20 protein-coding genes are annotated in these 22,269 nt (G+C 28.4%); all 20 read left to right on the top strand.

All coding sequences use genetic code 11. The features are described from left to right. The first annotated feature begins 246 nt into the window (after window positions 1-246). Entirely contained in the window at window positions 247-1,530 is a 1,284-nt protein-coding gene (locus BXU10_RS01140) for a nucleotide sugar dehydrogenase (protein WP_078225751.1), read from the top strand. Window positions 1,531-1,560: 30 nt separating this feature from the next. Beyond that, window positions 1,561-2,562 carry a mannose-1-phosphate guanylyltransferase gene (locus tag BXU10_RS01145; protein ID WP_078225752.1) on the top strand — a complete coding sequence of 334 codons (1,002 nt, stop codon included), beginning with the start codon at window positions 1,561-1,563 and terminating at the stop codon, window positions 2,560-2,562. Between the two features lie 4 nt (window positions 2,563-2,566). Beyond that, window positions 2,567-3,613, top strand: coding sequence for a dTDP-glucose 4,6-dehydratase (rfbB, locus tag BXU10_RS01150; protein ID WP_078225753.1), 1,047 nt, complete (start codon window positions 2,567-2,569; stop codon window positions 3,611-3,613). 48 nt (window positions 3,614-3,661) lie between these two features. Beyond that, window positions 3,662-6,085 carry an SLBB domain-containing protein gene (locus BXU10_RS01155; protein ID WP_078225754.1) on the top strand — a complete coding sequence of 808 codons (2,424 nt, stop codon included), beginning with the start codon at window positions 3,662-3,664 and terminating at the stop codon, window positions 6,083-6,085. Between the two features lie 10 nt (window positions 6,086-6,095). Then, window positions 6,096-7,157 carry a Wzz/FepE/Etk N-terminal domain-containing protein gene (locus BXU10_RS01160; RefSeq protein ID WP_078225755.1) on the top strand — a complete coding sequence of 354 codons (1,062 nt, stop codon included), beginning with the start codon at window positions 6,096-6,098 and terminating at the stop codon, window positions 7,155-7,157. A 21-nt stretch (window positions 7,158-7,178) separates the two neighbouring features. Further along, a complete protein-coding gene (locus BXU10_RS01165) occupies window positions 7,179-7,898 on the top strand; it encodes a hypothetical protein (RefSeq protein ID WP_078225756.1) in 720 nt (239 codons plus the stop codon). Between the two features lie 46 nt (window positions 7,899-7,944). Further along, entirely contained in the window at window positions 7,945-9,420 is a 1,476-nt protein-coding gene (locus BXU10_RS01170) for a lipopolysaccharide biosynthesis protein (RefSeq protein ID WP_078225757.1), read from the top strand. A gap of 5 nt (window positions 9,421-9,425) precedes the next feature. Further along, window positions 9,426-10,196, top strand: coding sequence for a glycosyltransferase family 2 protein (locus BXU10_RS01175; protein ID WP_078225758.1), 771 nt, complete (start codon window positions 9,426-9,428; stop codon window positions 10,194-10,196). Then, window positions 10,189-11,559 carry an O-antigen ligase family protein gene (locus BXU10_RS01180; RefSeq protein WP_123921934.1) on the top strand — a complete coding sequence of 457 codons (1,371 nt, stop codon included), beginning with the start codon at window positions 10,189-10,191 and terminating at the stop codon, window positions 11,557-11,559. Before BXU10_RS01175 ends, BXU10_RS01180 begins: the two co-directional genes overlap by 8 nt. Before the next feature lie 48 nt (window positions 11,560-11,607). Further along, window positions 11,608-12,990, top strand: a complete 1,383-nt coding sequence (locus tag BXU10_RS01185; protein ID WP_078225760.1) for a hypothetical protein — start codon at window positions 11,608-11,610, stop codon at window positions 12,988-12,990. Further along, a complete protein-coding gene (locus BXU10_RS01190; protein ID WP_078225761.1) occupies window positions 12,956-14,080 on the top strand; it encodes a glycosyltransferase family 4 protein in 1,125 nt (374 codons plus the stop codon). The genes BXU10_RS01185 and BXU10_RS01190 overlap by 35 nt, the downstream gene beginning before the upstream one ends. 55 nt (window positions 14,081-14,135) lie before the next feature. Then, on the top strand, window positions 14,136-15,269 hold the full coding sequence (locus tag BXU10_RS01195; protein WP_078225762.1) for an SDR family NAD(P)-dependent oxidoreductase: 1,134 nt from the start codon (window positions 14,136-14,138) through the stop codon (window positions 15,267-15,269). After that, complete coding sequence (locus tag BXU10_RS01200; protein ID WP_078225763.1) at window positions 15,266-16,288, top strand: hypothetical protein; 1,023 nt, start codon at window positions 15,266-15,268, stop codon at window positions 16,286-16,288. The genes BXU10_RS01195 and BXU10_RS01200 overlap by 4 nt, the downstream gene beginning before the upstream one ends. A gap of 15 nt (window positions 16,289-16,303) precedes the next feature. Further along, on the top strand, window positions 16,304-17,206 hold the full coding sequence (locus BXU10_RS01205) for an NAD(P)-dependent oxidoreductase (RefSeq protein ID WP_078225764.1): 903 nt from the start codon (window positions 16,304-16,306) through the stop codon (window positions 17,204-17,206). A 114-nt stretch (window positions 17,207-17,320) separates the two neighbouring features. Then, complete coding sequence (locus BXU10_RS01210; protein ID WP_078225765.1) at window positions 17,321-18,283, top strand: glycosyltransferase family 4 protein; 963 nt, start codon at window positions 17,321-17,323, stop codon at window positions 18,281-18,283. Continuing rightward, window positions 18,283-18,708 (top strand): WxcM-like domain-containing protein, encoded by a 426-nt coding sequence (locus BXU10_RS01215; protein WP_078225766.1) that lies wholly within the window; start codon window positions 18,283-18,285, stop codon window positions 18,706-18,708. Before BXU10_RS01210 ends, BXU10_RS01215 begins: the two co-directional genes overlap by 1 nt. Continuing rightward, entirely contained in the window at window positions 18,701-19,849 is a 1,149-nt protein-coding gene (locus BXU10_RS01220; protein WP_078225767.1) for a DegT/DnrJ/EryC1/StrS aminotransferase family protein, read from the top strand. Before BXU10_RS01215 ends, BXU10_RS01220 begins: the two co-directional genes overlap by 8 nt. Before the next feature lie 25 nt (window positions 19,850-19,874). Then, window positions 19,875-20,423: a dTDP-4-dehydrorhamnose 3,5-epimerase gene (gene rfbC / locus BXU10_RS01225; RefSeq protein WP_078225768.1), complete on the top strand. Its 549-nt coding sequence runs from the start codon at window positions 19,875-19,877 to the stop codon at window positions 20,421-20,423. Beyond that, entirely contained in the window at window positions 20,423-21,268 is an 846-nt protein-coding gene (gene rfbD, locus BXU10_RS01230) for a dTDP-4-dehydrorhamnose reductase (RefSeq protein WP_078225769.1), read from the top strand. Before rfbC ends, rfbD begins: the two co-directional genes overlap by 1 nt. Window positions 21,269-21,346: 78 nt before the next feature. Next, window positions 21,347-22,231, top strand: a complete 885-nt coding sequence (gene rfbA, locus BXU10_RS01235) for a glucose-1-phosphate thymidylyltransferase RfbA (RefSeq protein WP_078225770.1) — start codon at window positions 21,347-21,349, stop codon at window positions 22,229-22,231. The last annotated feature ends 38 nt before the right edge of the window (window positions 22,232-22,269 follow it).

Here is a 22,269-nt window from a genome sequence, read left to right on the forward strand (position 1 = left end):
AAAAAAGCAAAAAATCACTAAACTTAGTGATTTTTTGCTTTTTTTTTGAAAGTTTTTTCTTTTGTTGGTGACTTTGAGGCTATTAAAATTATTTATTTAATAGGATAATCATAAGATTTTTTAAGGGTTGATAAAATTGACTTATTGTACTATATTTGCTGAAATTGAATTTTTCGATATTCAGGTCATTAGTGTGACTGTGAATCGCGAAGCCGTACAATGTCATAAACGAAATTAAGGAAAAAGATGAATAATAACGTAAAAATTGCCGTTATTGGATTAGGTTATGTAGGGTTGCCTTTAGCTCGTTTATTTGCTACAAAATATCCTGTAGTAGGTTTTGATATTAATGAATCAAGAATTACAAGTTTAAGGCAAGGTACTGATTCAACATTAGAGGTTGAAGATGCTATTTTGCAAAGTGTATTAGTTGATAGTACAAACAAAACAAAAGGACTTTATTGCACTGACAATATAAATAATATTGCAGATTGTAATTATTTTATAATAACCGTTCCTACTCCTGTAGACAGAAATAATCGACCTGATTTAACTCCTTTATATAAAGCAAGTGAAACTGTAGGTAAAATGTTAAAACAAGGAGATATTGTAATTTATGAATCAACTGTATATCCTGGAGTTACTGAGGAGCAATGTGTACCGGTTTTAGAAAAAATATCCGGATTAAAATTTAATGTAGACTTTTTTGCAGGATATTCACCAGAAAGAATTAATCCCGGTGATAAAGAGCATACGGTAGAGAAAATTCTCAAGATTACCTCCGGTTCTAATCCTGAAACAGGTTTAAAAGTTGATGAGCTTTATAAATCAGTTATTACCGCGGGAACTTATCTTGCACCAACAATAAAAGTTGCTGAAGCAGCCAAAGTAATTGAAAATTCACAACGGGATATTAATATTGCTTTTGTAAATGAACTAGCAAAAATATTCAACTTAATGAATATTGATACACAAGAAGTATTAGCCGCTGCGGCTACGAAATGGAATTTCCTTCCTTTTAAACCAGGTTTAGTAGGAGGACATTGTATAGGCGTAGATCCTTATTATTTAGCACAAAGAGCCCAAGAATTTGGTTATCATCCTGAAATAATTTTAGCTGGGCGGCGTTTGAATGATAGTATGGGCGAATACATAGCATCTCAGGTTGTGAAATTAATGATAAAAAAAGGTATTTCAGTAAATAATGCTGAGCTTTTAATGCTTGGAATTACTTTTAAAGAAAATTGTCCAGATGTTCGGAATACTAAAATTGTAGATGTGGTAAGGGCATTAAAAGAATATGGAATTTCGGTTACAATATATGACCCAATAGCAAATATTGAAGAAGTTAAAAAAGAATACGGATTAACAACAATAAATATTTTTCCGAAAGAAAAATTTGACGCAATAGTTTTAGGAGTTGCACATTCTGAATTTTTAGACTTAGATTACTTTGAGATTCAAAAAACAAATAGTTTGATATATGATGTAAAAGGAGTTTTAGGAACTATAGCTGATAATAGACTATAGCCTAAAACTTTTTTATTTAAAATAAAAAATATGAGTAATTCAATTGTACATGTAATTCTTACAGGAGGAGTTGGTAGTAGACTATGGCCGCTTTCACGTAAAAGCCAGCCTAAACAATATCTTGAGATATTTGATGGGAAATCATTATTTGAAATGACAGTTAATCGCAATAGCCATTTAGCAAATAAAGTGATGGTAGTAGGAAATGTCGATAATCATCATTTAAGTGGCAAAGTTATGGATAAATCTCAAACAGCTTATCTTAATATTGTTGAAGCCACACCCAGAAATACGGCTGCTGCTATTGCTTTTGCAGCTTTTGCCAGTGATCCTGATGATATTTTGATTATTACTCCTTCAGATCATATTATTGATAAAATGGAGAATTATAATGATGCGATTAATGATGCAATTAGTAAAGCACAGGAAGGTTTTATTGTAACTTTTGGAATCATTCCTACTAAACCTGAAACAGGTTATGGTTATATAGAATCAAAAGGAGATAAAGTACTTTCATTTAGAGAAAAACCAAATGAAACAACTGCTAAAGATTTTATTGCAAAAGGTAATTTTTTATGGAATAGCGGAATGTTTTGTTTTAAAGCCAGTGTGCTTTTAGAAGAATTGAAACAGTTTCAACCCGAAGTTTACGAAAAGTCCAAAATAGTCTGGGAATCAAGTAAAGAAGGCTTTCTGGACTTAGAAGCATCTCTGGAAATTCCATCGATCAGTATTGATTATGCGGTAATGGAACGAAGTAAAAAAATTAAAGTAGTTCCTGCATCATTTTCCTGGTCAGATTTAGGTTCATTTGAATCTGTTTATGATTATTTATTTTCTAAAGGGCATCCGATAGATAAAAATGGTAATATGGTTATAGGCTGTAATAAACATACCACTTTTTTAGGGTTAAAAAACACAATTTTTGTTTATACAGAAACTGCTAATTTAATTTTACAAAAAGAAAATTCGCAAGATGTAAAAGACATATATAGTGAGTTAGAAAAACAAAACTCAGAATTATTAAATTAAGAAAATGAAAAAAATTCTTATAACAGGCGGTGCTGGTTTTATCGGTTCACATGTAGTGAGGCGTTTTGTAAACAAATATCCGGAATATCAAATTTACAATCTTGATGCTTTGACTTACGCTGGAAATTTAGAAAATATTAAAGATATTGAAAATTGTCCTAATTATAATTTCGTAAAGGGAGATATTGTAAATGAAACTTTTATTAATGAACTTTTTTCAATTCATAATTTTGATGGGGTATTGCATTTGGCCGCAGAATCTCATGTTGACAGATCAATCGAAGATCCGTTAGCATTTGTAAAAACAAATGTTATTGGAACAATGAATTTGCTTAATGCCGCAAAAAAACAATGGAAAGACAATTTTGAGGGCAAAAGATTTTATCATATCAGTACAGATGAAGTTTATGGATCTTTAGGCACCGAAGGGCTTTTTACCGAAACTACACCATACGATCCAAACTCTCCTTATTCAGCTTCAAAAGCAAGTTCAGATCATTTTGTACGGGCATATGGTGAAACGTATGGTTTACCCTACGTTTTGACAAATTGTTCAAACAACTATGGATCTTATCATTTTCCTGAAAAATTAATTCCGCTTTTTATCAATAACATTATTAATAACAAGCCACTACCTGTTTATGGAGATGGTAATTATACTCGTGACTGGCTTTTTGTTGAAGATCATGCCATTGCCATTGATTTAGTTTTTCATGAAGGGAAAAATCATGAAACTTATAATATTGGTGGCTTTAACGAATGGAAAAACATTGATTTGGTTAAATTATTATGCCAGATTATGGATGAAAAACTAGGAAGGGAAAAGGGCAAATCTCAGGAATTAATCACCTACGTGAAAGACAGACCTGGACATGATTTGCGTTATGCAATTGATGCTTCTAAAATTAATAAGGAATTGGGCTGGAAGCCATCGGTAACTTTTGAAGAAGGCTTGGAAAAAACCATTAATTGGTATTTGAACAATGAAGAATGGTTAAAAAATGTAACTTCTGGTTCCTATAAAGATTATTATAAAAAACAGTATTCTTAAAAATAAATCCCATTCTGATTTGAATTTCTTATCAAAACATCATTAAATATGAAAAATATAACGGTTGTTGTTTTATTATTTTTTACTTTTTTATTTTCTTTTCAAGTAAATGCTCAGGATTTAATGAAATCAAGTGATTTGAGTACTTTAAAAGTGGATTATTTGTCTGATAGTGATATTGCTAAAATACGAATTCAACTGCAGAATAACAATATGACTATTGAACAGGCTGAACCTATGGCTTTATCAAAAGGGATGAGTGCTGCGGAATTTTCAAAGCTAAAAGTAAGAGTAAATGAAGGGGTTATTATTAATTTAAATAAAAAAAATAACGAAAATACTGCTACAAACAAAAAAGATTCAGGACGTGCTCAGGACAAAATAGTAAATAATAAAGTTAAAGATTCTGCTAATGCCTTAATATTTGGTTCTGAATTGTTTGATAATCCGACGTTGAACTTTGAACCTGATTCAAATCTTGCCACTCCCATGAATTATTTTTTAGGACCGGGAGATGAACTTCAGGTAAGTGTTTATGGAGTACAAGAATACAATGCCAGTATACCCGTAAGTGTTGAAGGAAAAATTACGATTCAGTATGTTGGTCAAATTTCAGTTTCCGGAATATCAATTGAGGCTGCAACACAAAAAATTAAGGCAGCAATTGCAAAAGTTTACAGTACTGTAAGATCGGGGCAATCTCAAGTAAGTGTGAGTTTAAGTAGAATTAGAACTATTAAAATTACCATTGTCGGTGGAAAACAACCGGGAAATTATTCTATTTCATCGTTGTCAACTGTTTACAACGCTTTACATTTAGCTGGAGGTCCGGGAAAAAATGGAAGTTATAGGAATATAGAATTAATAAGGAATAATAAAATTTATAAAAATATAGATATTTATCGTTTTTTAGTAAAAGGTGACCAGTCTGACAATGTAAGTTTAAAAGAAAACGATGTAATTCGAATTCCGGTTTATATGCAAAGAGTGACGGTTGAAGGAGAAGTAAAGAGACCTGGGATTTTCGAGATGAAGAAAGGTGAAAAATTTTCAGATTTATTAAATTTTGCATCTGGATTTAACGAATTTGCCTATACCGCATCAGTAAATGTTTTACAAAAAACAGGAAAAGAATTTAAGGTTCATGATATTAATGAAAGTGAATTTTCTTCCTATATGCCACAATCAGGTGACGTTTTCAGAATTACTAAAATTTTAAACCGATTTGAAAATCGAATTAAAATAGAAGGAGCTGTTTTCAGACCAGATTATTATTCATATAATGAAGGCATGAGAATTTCAGATCTTATTACCAGAGCAGAAGGTCTTAAAGAAGATTCCTATACTAAAAGAGCCAGAATCATTCGTTTAAAATCTGATTTAACAACAGAAATAGTAAATATTGATTTAGGAAGAGCTTTGTCAGGAGATTTGAATGCTGATATTGAGTTAAAAAGAGAAGACGAAGTAACAGTATACTCAATTTTAGATTTTAGGGAAGAATATAAAGTTACAATTGATGGTGAAGTGAAAAATCCAGGGGAATATCCTTTTTATGATAATCTTACATTGAATGATTTAGTTGTTCAGGTAGGAGGTTTGACAGGTTCTGCTTCGAAAAGAGTTGAAATTGCCCGAATGATTAAATCTGATGAAATTGATGATGCTAATCCAAGACGTATTGAATTAGTAGAATTAGAAATTACCGCAGACAATAATGAGCAGGTAAAAAACTTTGTTTTAAAACCTTTTGATGTTATCAATATTAGAAGAATGGCAGTTTATGAAAAACCACAGATGGTTACAATTAGTGGGGCAGTTGCTTATCCCGGAAAATATGTGTTAGCTAATAAAAAAGAGTCTGTTTATAATGTTGTAATGCGCGCAGGGGGGCTAACATCAGTTGCTAATTTAGAAGGAATGAAAATTAAGAGACCAATTAAACAAGAACAAATAGATGAATTAAAAAGAGTTGATTTGAATTTGTCTAAAAATGATAGTTTAAAAGATGATCTTACTAAAAAATTAAAAGAAGAATTAAAATATGCTACAATTCCTCTAGATTGGAAAAAAATTGTAGACAATAAAGAACATTATTCGAATGTTACTTTATTTCCCGATGACGAATTAGAAGTCTCAACATTAAACGAAGGAGTTAAAGTTACAGGAAATGTATTGCTTAATTCTGAAATTCCATTCAGAAAAGGTAAAAGTTTTAAATATTATATAAATGCAGTTGGTGGAGTTGATAGCAAGGGTTGGAAGAAAAAAGCATATATTATTTATCCTAACGGAAAAGCTTCAGTAACAGGTTCATTTTTATTTTTCAGATCATATCCTAAAGTAACTCCGGATTCTCAGATTGTTGTTCCTGAAAAACCGGAAACGAAGAAAATGAGTACTGGAGAATGGGTAAGTATAGGTAGTGTTATTACTAGTCTAGCATTGTTAATTGTAACCGCATTTAAGTAATTTAGATTCTATGGAAAACAATTTGCCAGTTAAAAGTGATGAAATTTCGTTAAAAGAATTAGTCCAAAAAGGAAAAGAATGGTGGCGCTATTTACTTTTTCAATGGAAAATTATCTTGGCAGCAGCAATAATTGGAGCTTTTTTAGGGCTTGCCTATTCATTTAGTATAAAGCCAATTTATACTGCTACATTATCATTTGCTTTAGAAGATGAAAAAAGTGGAGGTACTTTGGGAGGTGCTTTGGGATTAGCAAGTTCATTTGGTATTGATTTAGATGGAGGTGGAGGTAGTATTTTTACAGGTTCCAATTTAACTGAGCTGTTTAAATCCAGGTCAATGGTAGAAAAAACATTGCTTTCTCCAGTTTTAGTTGAAGGAAAGACAATTTCTCTGGCAGAAATGTTTATTCAGAATAATAACTGGCGCAAAGGTTGGAGTGATAATCCGAAATTTGCGACTTTAGAATTTTTGCCTAATGCAAATCGAAAATTGTATACCCGTATTCAGGATAGTATTTTGGGAAAAATGTATCAAAGTTTGTCAAAAGGCAGCTTGTCAGTAGCTCAAAAAGATAAAAAGATTTCAATTATTAGTATTGATGTTACTTCCCAAAATGAGCTTTTTGCAAAATATTTTTGTGAAGCTTTAGCTAAACAAGTTTCTGATTTTTATGTGGAAACTAAAAGTAAAAAAGCAAGATTGAATATGGCAATTTTACGACGTCAAACAGATTCCATTCGAGGGGAGCTTAATGGTGCAATTACTGGAGTTGCAATTGCTAATGACAATACATTTAATTTAAATCCTGCTCTAAATGTTCGTCGCGCACCTTCAGCCAGAAGGCAGGTAGATGTTCAGGCGAATACAGCTATATTAACGGAACTTGTTAAACAATCAGAATTAGCAAAAGTTACTTTACGCAAAGAAACACCATTGATACAAATAATTGATAGACCTATATTGCCATTAACAATAGATCGTTTTGGAAAAACAAAAGGAATTATTATAGGTGGTTTTTTATTTGGTTTTTTAATTATTTTATTCTTAACCATTAAAAAAATGATTAAATAATCAAAAAATATTTAATTATATATGCAATCTTGCTTAATAATAACATCTTGTATTTATCCATCTTCTTCATTTGTTAAATTAATAAATCCTGATGATAGAGAAAAATTACATGTCGAAGCTTTAAAAAGATGGATTCTAGAATCAGATTTTAAAACTATAATAATATGTGATAACTCAAATTATATTTATTCTAATGAAATTGTTTCCTTAGCTGCTAAAAATGATAAAATTCTTGAAGTACTTAATTTTGAAGGAGATAAAGAAAAGTCTAAAATATTCGGAAAGGGTTATGGAGAAGGTGAAATAATGAATTATATATTAAATAATAGTAAATATATTCAATCTCATGATTCTTTTTTTAAGGTTACAGGGAAATTATTTGTTGAAAACTATAATAATTATTTAAATTTTAAAGACGTTGATTTTGCATTTGATTATTCTTACTCATTTTTTTGGAAAAAAGAAAAGGTTGAGTGTGTTTTTACTAATTTTTATTTTGCAAATTTAATTTCATATAAAAATATTTTAAAAGAAGAATACTTAAAAGTTAAAGATAGCGAAGGTTTGTTTTTAGAGCATGTTTATGCATCTGCTCTTCAAAAAGGAAATTGTTTGAATATAGTCTCAATACTACCTACTATTTCGGGTATTAGTGGATCTTCCGGATTTAGTTATAATAAAAAGCTAATCAACTTAATAAAAAAAACACTTTTGTTATCATCCATAATAAGGAAGTTGTAAATGCTTGTTCAGTTAAATAATTTTCTTATTCTCAAAAGGTAAATTGATGCTAAAAATAAAAAGTGTAGTTATTAAAAACAGCATCTTTTCAGTATTACAAATTGTTTTGTCAACATTTTGTTATGTTGTAATATATTACTTAATTCTCCATAAATTAGGAAAAAATGAATTGGGTATTTGGTCTATAATAACCTCGCTTCCAATTGCTATATCAGTTTTTGGCTCAGGTGTTTCAGGCTGTGTTTTGAGATATATACCTGTACATGCCGCACAAAATGACAAAAAAGCCTTTAATCAAATAATTTTTAATGGATTTGTTTTTAATATTGTTTTTGGTGGACTAATAGTTTTATTAGGATATTGTTTTTCTGCAAATATTTTATGTTTTCTCTTTAACAGCCCAAAAATTCCTGTTAGATATATTCAGTTATTTAGGATATCATTGTGTACTTTTTTTATAAGTTTCATAACCTCTGTCCTTTTATCTGCGATAGATGGCATGCAATTAATATTTGTTAGAAATAAGATTGTTATTTTTTGTTCTATAATATTTTGTATAACCGCTGCTATTTTTGTTTATTATTATGACTTAACAGGTATTTTGATTGCTCAGTTGATTCAATCAATTTTATTACTTTTATGTGCTACAGTAATATTGATTAGGGTTGATCTTTTTGATTTCTCTTTAATGAAGTTTAACCAGCTTTATATAAAATTGTTTCTTACTTATGGACAGGGTTTCCAAGCCATATCTCTAGCTGTTTTGATTTTTGATCCAATAACAAAATATTTTTTAAACAAATATTTTAATCTGTCTACAGTTGGAATTTATGATCTCGCTTCTAGAGCGGTAACTCAGATAAGAGTTCTAATTGTTAGTGCTGTACAAGTTATAACTCCTTTTGTTTCTAAAAGCAATGAAAAGCGTGAATTAGATATTAATGAAATGTTTAATAAGATAAATAGAGGAGCTTCTTTATTAAGTTTTATACTCTTTAGTACCCTTATTTGTTTTAGTATGATTATTGTTGGTTATTTAGATGAAAATAATGCCAATCAATATTTATTTATTTTAATATTATTATGTATATCATATCATTTTAATATTATGGCTAGTACTGCCTATTCAATATTAATGGGTTTAGGTAAATTAAAAAATATAATAATATCTCATATTTTGTCAAGTATAATAAATATTGCTCTATTTTTTTTTATTGGGAAATATTTGATTGATGATTTAGTTGTTCTTCCAATTGCGTTTTCTATTGTTTTATCATCTGAGTATCTTATATTTAAATTTAAAAAAGAGTTTAATATAACTGATGATTTAGTTAAAAGGACAGATTCTTTTGTAAAAACATTATCTGTATTTACTATTATTATGAGCGCCATATTGGTATTGTTAAAAATGAGCACATGTTTTAGAATCATATTGTTTGTTTTTCATCTGTTAGTTCTAATATTTTTAGTAATAAAAAATGATTTTTTTGCTGGTATCTTGAATAAAATTTCCAATAAATAATTTTGATGACAAAAATTTCTATAGTTACAGTTATATATAATGGTGAGCGTTATATTGAAAAAACGATTTTAAGCATTATTGATCAGTCTTATAGTAATATTGAATATATAGTAGTTGATGGAGGTTCTACTGATGGGACGTTAAAAATATTGGAAAAATATAAATCCAATATTGATGTTATGATATCAGAAGTTGATAAAGGATTGTCAGATGCTATGAATAAAGGTGCTAAATTAGCTTCTGGAGATTGGATTTTATACCTTCATTCTGATGATACCTTCACAGATAGTAACTCTATTCAGAAATTGATAGATGCTTCAGTTAAAAATCCTGATGCAAATTGGATTACAGCTTATCTTCGTTTTCAAAATAGTAAGGATGAAATATTTAGAAAGGACACGTACCATAAAATTTCCTGGTCAGCAATGATTATAAGAAATGTTATTCGGCATCAATCTACGATGGTAAGACTGAATGCATCTTTAGATATTGAATTTAATAATACATATAAACACGCAATGGATTATGATTATTTCTTGAGATTATGGAAGAAATATGGGGAACCAACAGTAATCCAAGAATACATTTCTGATTTTAGATTAGATGGTAATAATTTGTCGTCTGATTATTTTGCTTCATTAAAGGACGAAATGAGGGTTAGAATTAATTTCAGAAAGGAAAATTCACAAACATTTAAATTGCCTTTTGATTATTTAGTTTATTGGCTGAGATATTATAAAATTGTTTTCATACATAATAAAAGAAAAAATGCTTAATAAACCATTTAGTTTTGTTGCATTAAACTTGTTTTTTTTTGCAGCAGATATGGTTTTTTTGGGGGGTAATTATGCTTTTTACCTTTCAGTATTTTTTTCTGTTTTTATTTTTATTTATAATTTTAGAACATTTGGTATCAAAGAATCAATTGTATTGTCAATCATCTATTTATTAGCTTTTGATAGTCCATCATTCTGTTTTTTTCAATACAATTTTAGATTTTGGTATTTTTACTTATTATTAATCTATTTTATTGCTGTTTTTCAGGCTGTTAATAATAAGGATGAGATATTGCAGAAATGTAAAAAAAACATCTCTCTGAATGTTTTAATAATAATTGTTTTTTTTATTTGGTCTTTTTTATTTTTTGTTATTGAGAATAAAATATCCAAGTTATATAATTTTAAATATTGGTTTTTTTACGTTGGTTTGATTTTAATTTTAAATGTTTTTTTTAAAAATAACATCAATAAATTTAAAGAAATATCATTGTATTATATTTCAATCACATTTTTTGTAATGGTTTTTGGATTATTAAAAACACTCAACAATATATACTCAATACCATTTAACCAAATTTCATTTTTTAATATTCGACCAGTTGCCTTTTATTCCGAAACCAGTTGGTATAGTGAATTTATATTATTCGGTCTACTATTTGTATTTTTATTATTAAAATCCAAATATAAATTAAATAACTTTTTTTATTTGGTTCCTTTTTTTCTATTAGGGATATTATTTTCTTTTACAAGAAATTCTTTTTTAGGTTTTGTTTTGTTTTTAATAATCAGTTTCGTTACTGATTGTTTCATATTAAAAAAAAGATATATAAAGCCTAAAAACGTTAAGGTAATACTACTAACATTTAGTTTTATTTTATTCGTAAGTCTTTTATTATTTTTTTATTTACCTAATATATTTTCAATTTTTATTTTGAAATTATCGGCAAAAGATCCTTCTGCTTTAGGTAGGATTGATGCATTTAAAATTTCTATACATAATATATTAAATCAAAATTTTTTTGGTGAAGGATTTTATTGGAATTCAGGTTATTCTACTGTTACAGGCTCAGCATTAGGTTCAAAATCTTTTAATTTGTTTTTAATGATTGGCAATATTTTTGGAATACCTGGCCTGATTTTATTTTTAGCATTGATTTTTCTCTATCTTAAAAAACTTATGAAATCATTTTTTATCACTAAATCTATATATATACAATATAGCATTATTGTTATAATTGTTTTTTTACAAATGGCAATGTTTGCACCAATACATCAATTTCCTTTTGGAATGTTAATAGTATCATTGTCTTATTTTTTATATAAAAAAGGAATGTATAATTATCAAACACTTTTAGATTAAAATTATTATAGTCCGTAAAAAATATTAATAGCTTGTGGTTCATAAAAAATGCTAGAAAAACCCGTTAATTTTGTTTTAATAAATTTTGTATCCTATTTTATAGTGTTAGCTATCTTAGGATTTGATGCAGCATTTCCTCTTTGTATATTTTTTTCGATTTTTATAATTATATACAATAAAAAAAAAATAGGATTGAAAGGTTCATTGGTTTTAGCTATTATATACTTATTAGCTTTTGATAATGAAATATTTTATTTTTCAGATTATAATATTAGAATTTGGTATTTTTATTTGGTTATAATATACTTAATTTCCTCCTACGAGATTATAAAGCGTAGACAAAAAGAAATTACTTTAAGTAGGTTGTTTTTATTGGAATATTTATTTGGTTTTGCTTTTTTTATATGGTCACTATATTTTCTGATAATTGAAGATTTTATCTCGAAAATTAATAATATAAAATATTGGGTATTTTATATTGGCCTGATTTTAGTTTTGAATCACTTTTTTATTAAAAAAACCAATTATTATGATCAAATTATTGATTATATTATTTCTATAACTGTTTTTATAATGTTTTGGGGAATTTTGCAGTTTTTTACAAATTTGATCTTTTATCCTAACTTTCAATTAGATTATTATAATATCAGACCTAGTGCATTTTTTTCCGAAACTACTTGGTATAGCGAATTTACTTTTTTTGGCTTATTATTAATTTTATTAAAGGTTTTAACAAAAAATAAGAAGTTAAAATTATTATACCTAATCCCGTTTTATATCTTGGGTTTTTTATTTTCTATTACTAGAAATACTTATTTAGCTTTATTTTTATATTTATTTTTTACTTTTTTTTTAACAATAGTTATTCAAAAGAAAATAAATTTAAAAATAATAAAATCTCAATTTACTATTGTAAGTTTTCTTTTAATTGTATTAATAATAATTACATATGCACCTGAATTATATGAAATTTCAAACCTTTTTGTTTTAAAATTTTCAGGAAATGACGATTCAGCTCAAGGAAGAATTGAAGCTTATCATATTTCTGTTAATAATATTTTAAATGGAAATATTATCGGTAATGGATTCTATTGGGATAAATCACATTCTACGGAAAGCGGATCGGCTTTAGGGTCAAAATCCTTCAATATTTTTTTAATGATGGGTAGTATTTTTGGAATATTTGGAGGTGTTTTATTTATAATTCTAATATTGTCATATCTGTTTAAACTTGTATATTACTATTATTTATGCAAATCAATATATATTAAATATAGCTTTATTGTGTTTTTAATTTTCATTCAAATGGCAATGTTTGCACCTATTCACCAATTTCCATTTGGGATGTTAATAGTATCTATATCAGTTTTTTTATTTAAAAAAGGAATTTTTGATTATGAAGAAAATAATATTCGTAGCTCCTCAATTTAAAAATGGTGGTGGGAATCGCGTTTTCGTAGAACTCGCCAATTCAATTTCAAGAATTGGTAATTATGAATTAGAGATTATTTATCCAAATAATTCAATGGAGATCAATCATTATGAAATTGAACCAAGAGTTCAAATCAAATCCATTGGAGATATTGCTGAAAAATTAATTTCGAAGTTATATAATAGTTTTCTTTTATTTAGGTATATTATAAAGGAATTGAAGATAAATCAACAAACTACAATAATAATTTCAGATCCTATTTTGTCTGTTTTTTTATGGGTCATTCCAAGAAAATATGACAAAAATATTACCCGCTTTATTCAGGCAGATGACTATAGGATTTATGATGATTTGTTTGTATTAAAAAACCGACTTTTTCTTTTTATATTTAAGTATCTAACCCGTTTAAATTACAAATTAAAACTAAAATATATATTTAATTCAAATTTTACATTTGATAGATTTGTGTCTGTAAGTAATAGAAAAGATGTTGCTAAATTAATTGTTCATCCTGCTGTTAATAAAAATGTTTTCTATTATTTGCAACCTCAAAATAATTTGTTAAATGATAAAATTTCAATTTGTTTAATAGCCAGGGATCATCCATTAAAAAAATTAGATAACTTTATAGATGCCTGGTCTGATTTATCAAAAGATATCAAAAATAAAGTTTCACTAGTTTATTTAATTTCTACAGATAAGTTAGAAAAATTTGACTTAAATGAATTTATTTTAATACGGCCAAAGGGCGATAATGAAATTGCAGAGGTTTTTAGAAAAACAGACATTTTTATATCAACGTCATTATGGGAAGGTTTTAGTCTCCCGCCATTAGAAGCATTAAATTGTGGTGTAACTATCCTTTCTAGTGATTCAGGAGGGATTAGGGAATATGCATGTAATGATTTCAATGCATGTTTGTACAGTCCTGGTAATGTATCTGAATTAAAAGAGAAATTAGCTGAGCTTATAAATAACAAAAATAAAAGAGATAAGTATAATGAAAATGCCAAAGAAACAATAAAAGAATTTTCTTGGGATAAATCAGCAAAAAAGTTGATATCTATTATTGAAAATAACAACATATAATTTTTTCTATTAGTATTAATTCTAATATAATTGATTTTTTAAATAAATTAATAAAATGAAAAATATTTTAATAACTGGAGGGGCAGGGTTTATAGGTAGTAATCTTGCACTAAAGCTTATAGAAAAAGGATATAAAATTACTGTTTTAGACAATCTTTCTTTGCAAATTCATGGCGAGGATCCAGAAGAAATGTCTTTCTTATATAAATCTATAAAAGATAAAGTAACCTTTATAAAAGGCACAGTGACTTCTAGGAATGACTGGAAAAAAGCTATTAATGAACAAGATATTATTGTGCATTTTGCTGCCGAAACAGGTACAGGCCAATCCATGTATTGTATTGAAAAATATACAGAAGTAAATATGCAAGGGACAGCTATTATGCTTGACATTTTAGCAAATCAGACACATCAGGTAAAAAAAGTTGTAATAGCTTCGTCACGATCTATTTACGGTGAAGGAAAGTATATACATCCTGAATTTGGTCCTGTTTATCCAAAGCATAGAATTGAAGAAGAAATGATTGATGGATTTTTTGATGTTAAATACAAAGGGATTGCTAATTTAAAACTAGTAGCGACAGATGAAGAATCAAAAATTCATCCTTCTTCAGTTTATGGCATAACTAAGCAAAACCAAGAGCAAATGGTTATGACAGTTTGCCCACTAATTGGAATAGCTCCTGTAGCATTCAGATACCAAAATGTATATGGACCAGGACAATCTTTGTCAAATCCATATACAGGGATTTTATCTATTTTTTCAACTCAAATTAGAAATCATAATGGAATTCAAATTTTTGAAGATGGAAAAGAAAGCCGAGATTTTGTATTTATTGATGATGTAGTCGATGCAACTATTTTAGGAATTGAAAAAGAAGAAGCAAATGGAGAGATATTCAATGTTGGTACAGGAGTAGCTACTGATGTATTAACGGTTGCTAATTCTCTTAAAAAAGCATACGGGATTGAGGTTCCCATAGCTATAACAGGAAGATTTCGTTTGGGAGATATTAGACATAATTACGCAGATATGTCAAAGATTTCAAGGATATTAGGTTTTGTTCCAAAGGTATTCTTTCAAGAAGGAATAAATAAATTCACTTCTTGGGTTCTGAACCAAGAGATACAAAAAGATCGCTTGAGCGATTCATTAAAAGAAATGAAAAAGAAAGGTTTATTAAAATGATAACAGATAATTTTAAAGACCAGAAAATCCTATTTTTATCTGTTAAATTATTTGATTATGAAAATATTATAGCGGATAAATTACGGTCATTAGGTGCAAAAGTAGATTATTATGATGAACGTCCAGCAAATTCAATTTTTGTAAAAGGTATTATTCGGTTAAATAGGGATTTTTATAAAAATAAAATTGATAATTACTATCGAGGTATCGTAACAGAAATTGAAAAAAAGAAATATGATTATTTCTTTTTGATAAAAGGAGAAGTAGTCCCAGCGCATTTTATTGAAAAGGTAAAGGCATTAAATCCCAATATTGTTTTACTATATTATACGTTTGATTCGTTTAGAAATAATTCAAATGGAATTGAAATACTGAAACATTTTGACAGGAAATTTACATTTGATTCAAAAGACGCGAACGATTATAATATAAATCTCAGACCGTTGTTTTTTTCTGATATTTATACTTCTTCTAAATCTACACAAACTTCCAATATTGATTTATTATTTATTGGGACAGCACATTCTGACAGATATGTTATAAGTGAAACACTTGTAAATTGGTGTAAAAATAATAATTTAAGGAGCTATGCTTTTTATTATTCACCTAGTCGGTTGGTTTTTCTTTTTTTTAAATTATTGGACTCTTCATTTAAAAAATTCAAGTACAATAAAATATCATTTAAGAGTTTAAACCACATTCAAATAGCTAAATTATATAATAAAAGTAAGGTTGTTTTAGATATTAATCATCCAAATCAAAAAGGATTGACAATGCGTGTTTTTGAAGTTTTAGGGAGTGGAAACAAATTAATAACAACCAATTCAGAAATAAAAAAATATCCTTTTTACAATAGTAATAATATTTATATTATAGATAGAAATAATATAAAAATAGATAAAAGTTTTTTTGATGTACCATTTCAAAAAATAGAACCGCAAATATATGAAAGTATGTCTATTACAGGTTGGCTCAACGAATTGTTTTTTCAGGGTAATAATTTTGATTGGATTAGTTAATAAAAGTAATAGTATATGAATATTTTACTAACTGGATCTAATGGCTTTTTAGGTCAAATTATAATGAATATATTAGGTAGAGAGCACCAAATATTTGGTCTTTCAAGAAATTCCGGAAATTATAAAGTTTCTTTAGATACACAAATCCCTACCTTTTCCCATGCTTTTGATATTGTCATTCATGCTGCCGGAAAAGCACATTCTGTTCCAAAAAATGATATTGAAAAACAAGAGTTTTATAAAACAAATGTTATTGGTACAAAGAATTTATTGCTAGGATTAGAAAACACTTCTTTACCAAAACAATTTATATTTATAAGTTCAGTCTCTGTTTATGGACAGGAAATAGGGGATAATATAAATGAAGATCATTCGTTAGATGCTAAAGATCCTTATGGCGTAAGTAAAATTAACGCTGAAAAAATCATTTTAGATTGGTGTGAAGAAAATAAAATTATATGTACAATTTTACGTTTGCCATTATTAATAGGTAAAAATCCTCCAGGTAATTTAGGAGCTATGATAAGGGCTATTAATGAAGGATATTATTTTAATATTGATGGTGGAAGGGCACATAAAAGTATGGTGTTAGCTGAGGATGTAGCTGCTTTTATTCCAAAACTGGCATCAATTGACGGAGTTTATAATCTTACAGACGGAATTCATCCTAATTTTTACGAGTTGAGTAAAGCTATTTCAAAACAGAAAAATAAAAAATTGCCTTTTAATTTACCAATAATAATAGCCAAATGTATGGCACTTGTTGGTGACTTAATAGGTGTAAATGCACCGATAAATTCACCAAAGTTAAAAAGGATAACTTCTAATCTTACTTTTGATGATACTAAGGCAATAGAACAGTTGGCGTGGAAACCCCAGAATGTTCTAATGTATTTACGAGATAATGAATTGGAATAATTTTTTAGTAAAGTCTTTATTCGTGTTATATTCAGCCTTTTTTAAATGGAATACAAGCATGTCAACGATAAAAAAAAAGTTACAGAATTAATTTAAAATTTACTTAATAAATACATGGAATATATAATACTTGGCTTTTTACTCATGATTTTAATGCTGCTATATTTTAAAGTAGCAGATCGTTTTAATATTATAGATAAACCCAATCAAAGAAGTTCTCATACTGAAATCACTTTACGAGGAGGAGGAATCATTTTCTGGTTTTCTGCTTTGATTTATTTTATACAGCATATTCAAAATAATTATTTTTTCTTTGTTGGAATTACCTTAGTGAGCTTAGTGAGTTTTTGGGATGATATTCAGAGTTTGTCAAATAAAATTAGAATTTCCATACATTTTTTGTCTATTACTTTGATTTTTTTTGATTTAGGGGTTTTTAATTCTGCTCTTCTTTTAGGAATTATATTGGCTTATATTGTAGCTATTGGGTTAATAAACGCCTACAATTTCATGGATGGTATCAATGGGATAACAGGTTTGTATACGTTAGTAGTAATGGGTTCGTTATTATATGTAAATAAAAACATCCAACTATTTACAGATGCCGGTTTTATAAAGTATGCTATGATTGCGAGTTTGATTTTTCTTTTTTTTAATTATAGAAAAAAAGCTAAATGTTTCGCAGGAGATGTTGGTAGTATAGCAATTGCTTTTTGGATTATTTATTTGGTTTCTAAACTTGTTTTAGCAACAAATTCAATCATTTGGCTTCTGTTTTTAGCAGTTTATGGAGCAGATTCGTGTTGTACAATATTGCACAGATTGTACTTAAAACAAAATATTTTTGAAGCTCATCGCTTGCATTTATATCAAGTTTTAAGCAATGAATATAAAATTCAACACAGATTAGTAGCTCTTTATTATGCTTTAGCACAAATAATGGTGTCAGTTTTAGTTATATTTTTATATCATAAAGTTCATGAGATAGTGATATTTGTAATAATCATCATTCCTTTAGTTTTGATATATACCTTAAAATTCTATTTGTTAAGAAAAAACAATCTAAAATTAAATTAATGGAATCTAGAATAATTCAGGGAGGTAATTTTTCAGATCACCGGGGAACTATTTCGTATGTAAATGATTTCAGTTTTAAGGATATTGAAAGGTTTTATATTATTAGTAATTCTGATGAAAATCCAATCAGGGCTTGGCAGGGACATAAATTAGATGCTAAAAATTTCTATTGTATAAACGGATCTTTTAAAATTCATTTTGTAAAAATTGATAACTGGGAAAATCCTTCAAAGGATTTGAATATTGAAACCATTATTGTGACTGCCTCAGAAAGTAAAATAGTACACATACCTCCTGGTTATGCAAATGCTATTGAATCCTTAGAAACAAATTCTAAGTTAATATCATTTTCGACCTTGCCATTAGCGAATGTTGGTGATGATGACGTACGTTATACTTCGGATTATTGGAAAATTAATGGATAATACTAAAAGAATTTTTTTATCCTTGTCAAAACAAAGTGGTTTTGAACAAAAATATATTCAGAAAGCCTTGGAAGATAACTGGATTACTTCTGGGGGGCCAAATGTAAATGATTTTGAGGAAGTTCTGGAAAATTATCTTGATGATAAAACATTTGTAACAGCTTTAAATTCCGGAACATCTGCAATTCATTTGGCATTGATTTTATTAGGCGTAGGAATTGGAGATGAGGTTATTTGTCAAAGCCTGACATTTTCGGCTTCAGCCAATCCTATTTTATATCAAGGTGCTATTCCTGTTTTTGTGGACAGTGAAATTGAAACTTGGAATATTTGCCCTAAAAGGCTTGAAATTGCAATTCAGGACAGAATAAAAAAAGGTAAAAAACCTAAGGCTATTATAGCAGTTCATTTATATGGGAATCCATATAAGATAGATGAAGTTCATACGATTGCAAAACGATATGAAATTCCAGTTCTTGAAGATAGTGCAGAAGCGCTTGGAAGTTCTTATAAAGGGAAAAAGTGTGGAACTTTTGGCACTTTTGGAGTTTTATCTTTTAATGGAAATAAAATTATTACCACCTCTAGTGGTGGAGCTTTAATTTCTAATTCACAATTATCCAAAGAGAAAGCTGTTTTTTACGCCACCCAATCAAAAGATAAAGCAATACATTATGAGCATAGTCAAATAGGCTATAATTACAGAATGAGTAATGTTTGCGCAGGCATAGGTCTTGGTCAGATGGAGATATTAAAACAAAACATTATTGCCAGAAGAGAAATAAATAGTTTTTATGACAAAATTTTCAAGAATATAGACGAAATACATTTTTTTAAGGTAGCTAATAATGATTGTTTTTCAAATTATTGGTTAAGTACAATTTTAGTTGAACCAAGCGAAAAAAAAAATATAGATAGAGAAAGTTTAAGGCTTGCATTTGAAAGTGCAAATATTGAATGTCGCCCAATATGGAAACCTATGCATTTGCAGCCTCTTTTTACCAATTATCCATATTATGGTAATAATGTTGCTGAATATTTATTCGAAAGAGGATTGTGTTTACCATCAGGCTCCTATATTACAAATGAAGAAAAAGACAGAATTAAAGAAGTGATTTATAACTTCTTTAAAATAACATAAATAAAAAAAGAATTACATTTTAAAAATGAAAATTGAAAAAACCTTTATAAAAGATTTAATAATAGTGGAGCCAACGGTTTTTGGTGATGAGAGAGGTTATTTTTTTGAATCCTACAGCAAAACTAAATTTGAAGATTTAGAAATAGATATTGATTTTGTTCAGGATAATCAATCTTTTTCAAGAAAAGGAACTTTAAGAGGTTTGCATTATCAAAATCCACCTTTTGCACAAACGAAACTGGTTCGTGTTTTAGAAGGAGAAATTATTGATGTTGCAGTAGATTTAAGAAAAAAATCTCCAACTTATGGAAAATCATTTAGCGTTTTACTTTCGGCTGAAAATAAAAAACAATTATTAGTGCCTCAAGGTTTTGCTCACGGATTTTCGGTTATTAGTGAAACAGCTTCCGTGATGTATAAATGTGATCAGTTTTATAATAAAGCTTCCGAAGGTGGGATTAAATTTGATGACCCTTCTTTAAATATTGATTGGGGTATGAACTTAGAACATGCAATAGTTTCTGATAAAGATAAAATACTTCCTTTTATTGAAAATTGTAATAGCTTATTCTAATGGAAAAAATATTGGTGACAGGTGCTAATGGCCAATTAGGCACTGAGCTTTCGGTCTTATCGACAAAACATTCACAATTTGAATGGATTTTAGCAAACAGAACACAAATTACTTTGGATGATTTAAAAGTTTTAGCAAAACAATTAAAAGAAATTCAACCTAACATAATTTTTAATTGTGGTGCCTATACTGCAGTTGATAAAGCAGAATCAGAAAAAGAAATTGCCTTTACTGTAAATCACTTAGCAGTACAATTAATAGCAAAGTATGCTAAAGAAAACAATGCAAAATTAATACACATTTCAACGGACTATGTATTTGATGGAACTTCTTCAATTGCTTTAAATGAAGAAGCTGAAACAAATCCGATCAATATTTATGGTGCTAGTAAGCGAGCAGGTGAGATCGCTTGTCTGACTGAAAATCCAAATTCAATTATAATAAGAACTTCTTGGGTTTACAGTAAGTTTGGTAATAACTTTGTTAAAACGATGCAGCGACTGATGAAGGAAAAAGAATCAATTAATGTGGTAAATGATCAAATAGGCTCTCCAACTTACGCAGCTGACTTAGCTCAAGCCATGTTGGATATTTTGGATTCACCAAATTGGATACCAGGAATCTATAATTATTCCAATGAAGGCGAAATAAGTTGGTATGAGTTTGCGTTAAGTATAAGAGAATTTGGGAAATATAATTGTAATGTTGGGGGAGTTCCATCTGCATCATATCCCACACCGGCAAAACGCCCTCAATTTTCTTTACTGGATAAGAAAAAAATAAAAAGAATCTATAATTTAGATGTTCCGGATTATAGAGAAAGTTTAAGAAAAATGTTTGTTTAAATAAAAAAAGGTTGAAGTTTTCCAAGATTTCTAAAGCAATTTAAAAAGAAATCTAATCCTAAAAAATTACAAAAATATATGAAAGGAATTATATTAGCTGGTGGTTCAGGAACAAGATTACACCCTTTGACTCTTGCTATGAGTAAGCAAATGATGCCAGTATATGATAAGCCTATGATTTATTATCCATTATCAACATTGATGATGTCTGGAATAAATGAAATATTAATTATTTCTACACCCCATGATTTACCAAATTTTAAAAAATTATTAGGTGATGGGGTGAGTTTAGGATGCAAATTTAGTTATGCTGAACAAGCTATTCCAAATGGTTTAGCTCAGGCTTTTGTAATTGGAGAAGAATTTATTGGTAATGATGATGTTGCTCTTATTTTAGGAGATAATATATTTTTTGGTTCTAATATGCAGGAGCTTTTAAAGTCAAATACAAAGCCCAATGGAGGAGTTGTGTTTGCTTATCATGTTTCAGATCCTGAACGTTATGGAGTTGTGGAATTTGATGAAAACCTTAAAGCTATATCAATTGAAGAAAAACCCGAAGAGCCAAAATCAAGTTATGCAGTTCCCGGATTGTATTTTTATGATAACTCAGTTGTAGAAATAGCTAAAAATATTCAGCCAAGTGCCAGGGGAGAATATGAAATTACAGATGTAAATAAAGTTTATTTAGAAAAAGAATCTTTAAAAGTTGGTATCTTAAGCAGAGGAACTGCTTGGTTAGATACTGGAACTTTTAATAGTTTAATGCAGGCCGGACAATTTGTTCAGGTCTTAGAAGAAAGACAGGGATTAAAAGTTGGCTGTATCGAAGAAATTGCATGGAGACAAGGTTTTATTAAGGATGAACAGTTAGAAGAACTTGCGCTGCCTCTGGTTAAATCAGGTTATGGGGCCTATCTGTTAGAATTTTTGAAGCAAAAGAAAAAGGGAGCCAGATTTTAATTCTTTTAAAGAAATATCTTTTTATATGTTAAATTAGT

This window comes from Flavobacterium sp. LM4, from assembly GCF_002017935.1.
GTDB lineage: Bacteria > Bacteroidota > Bacteroidia > Flavobacteriales > Flavobacteriaceae > Flavobacterium > Flavobacterium chungangense.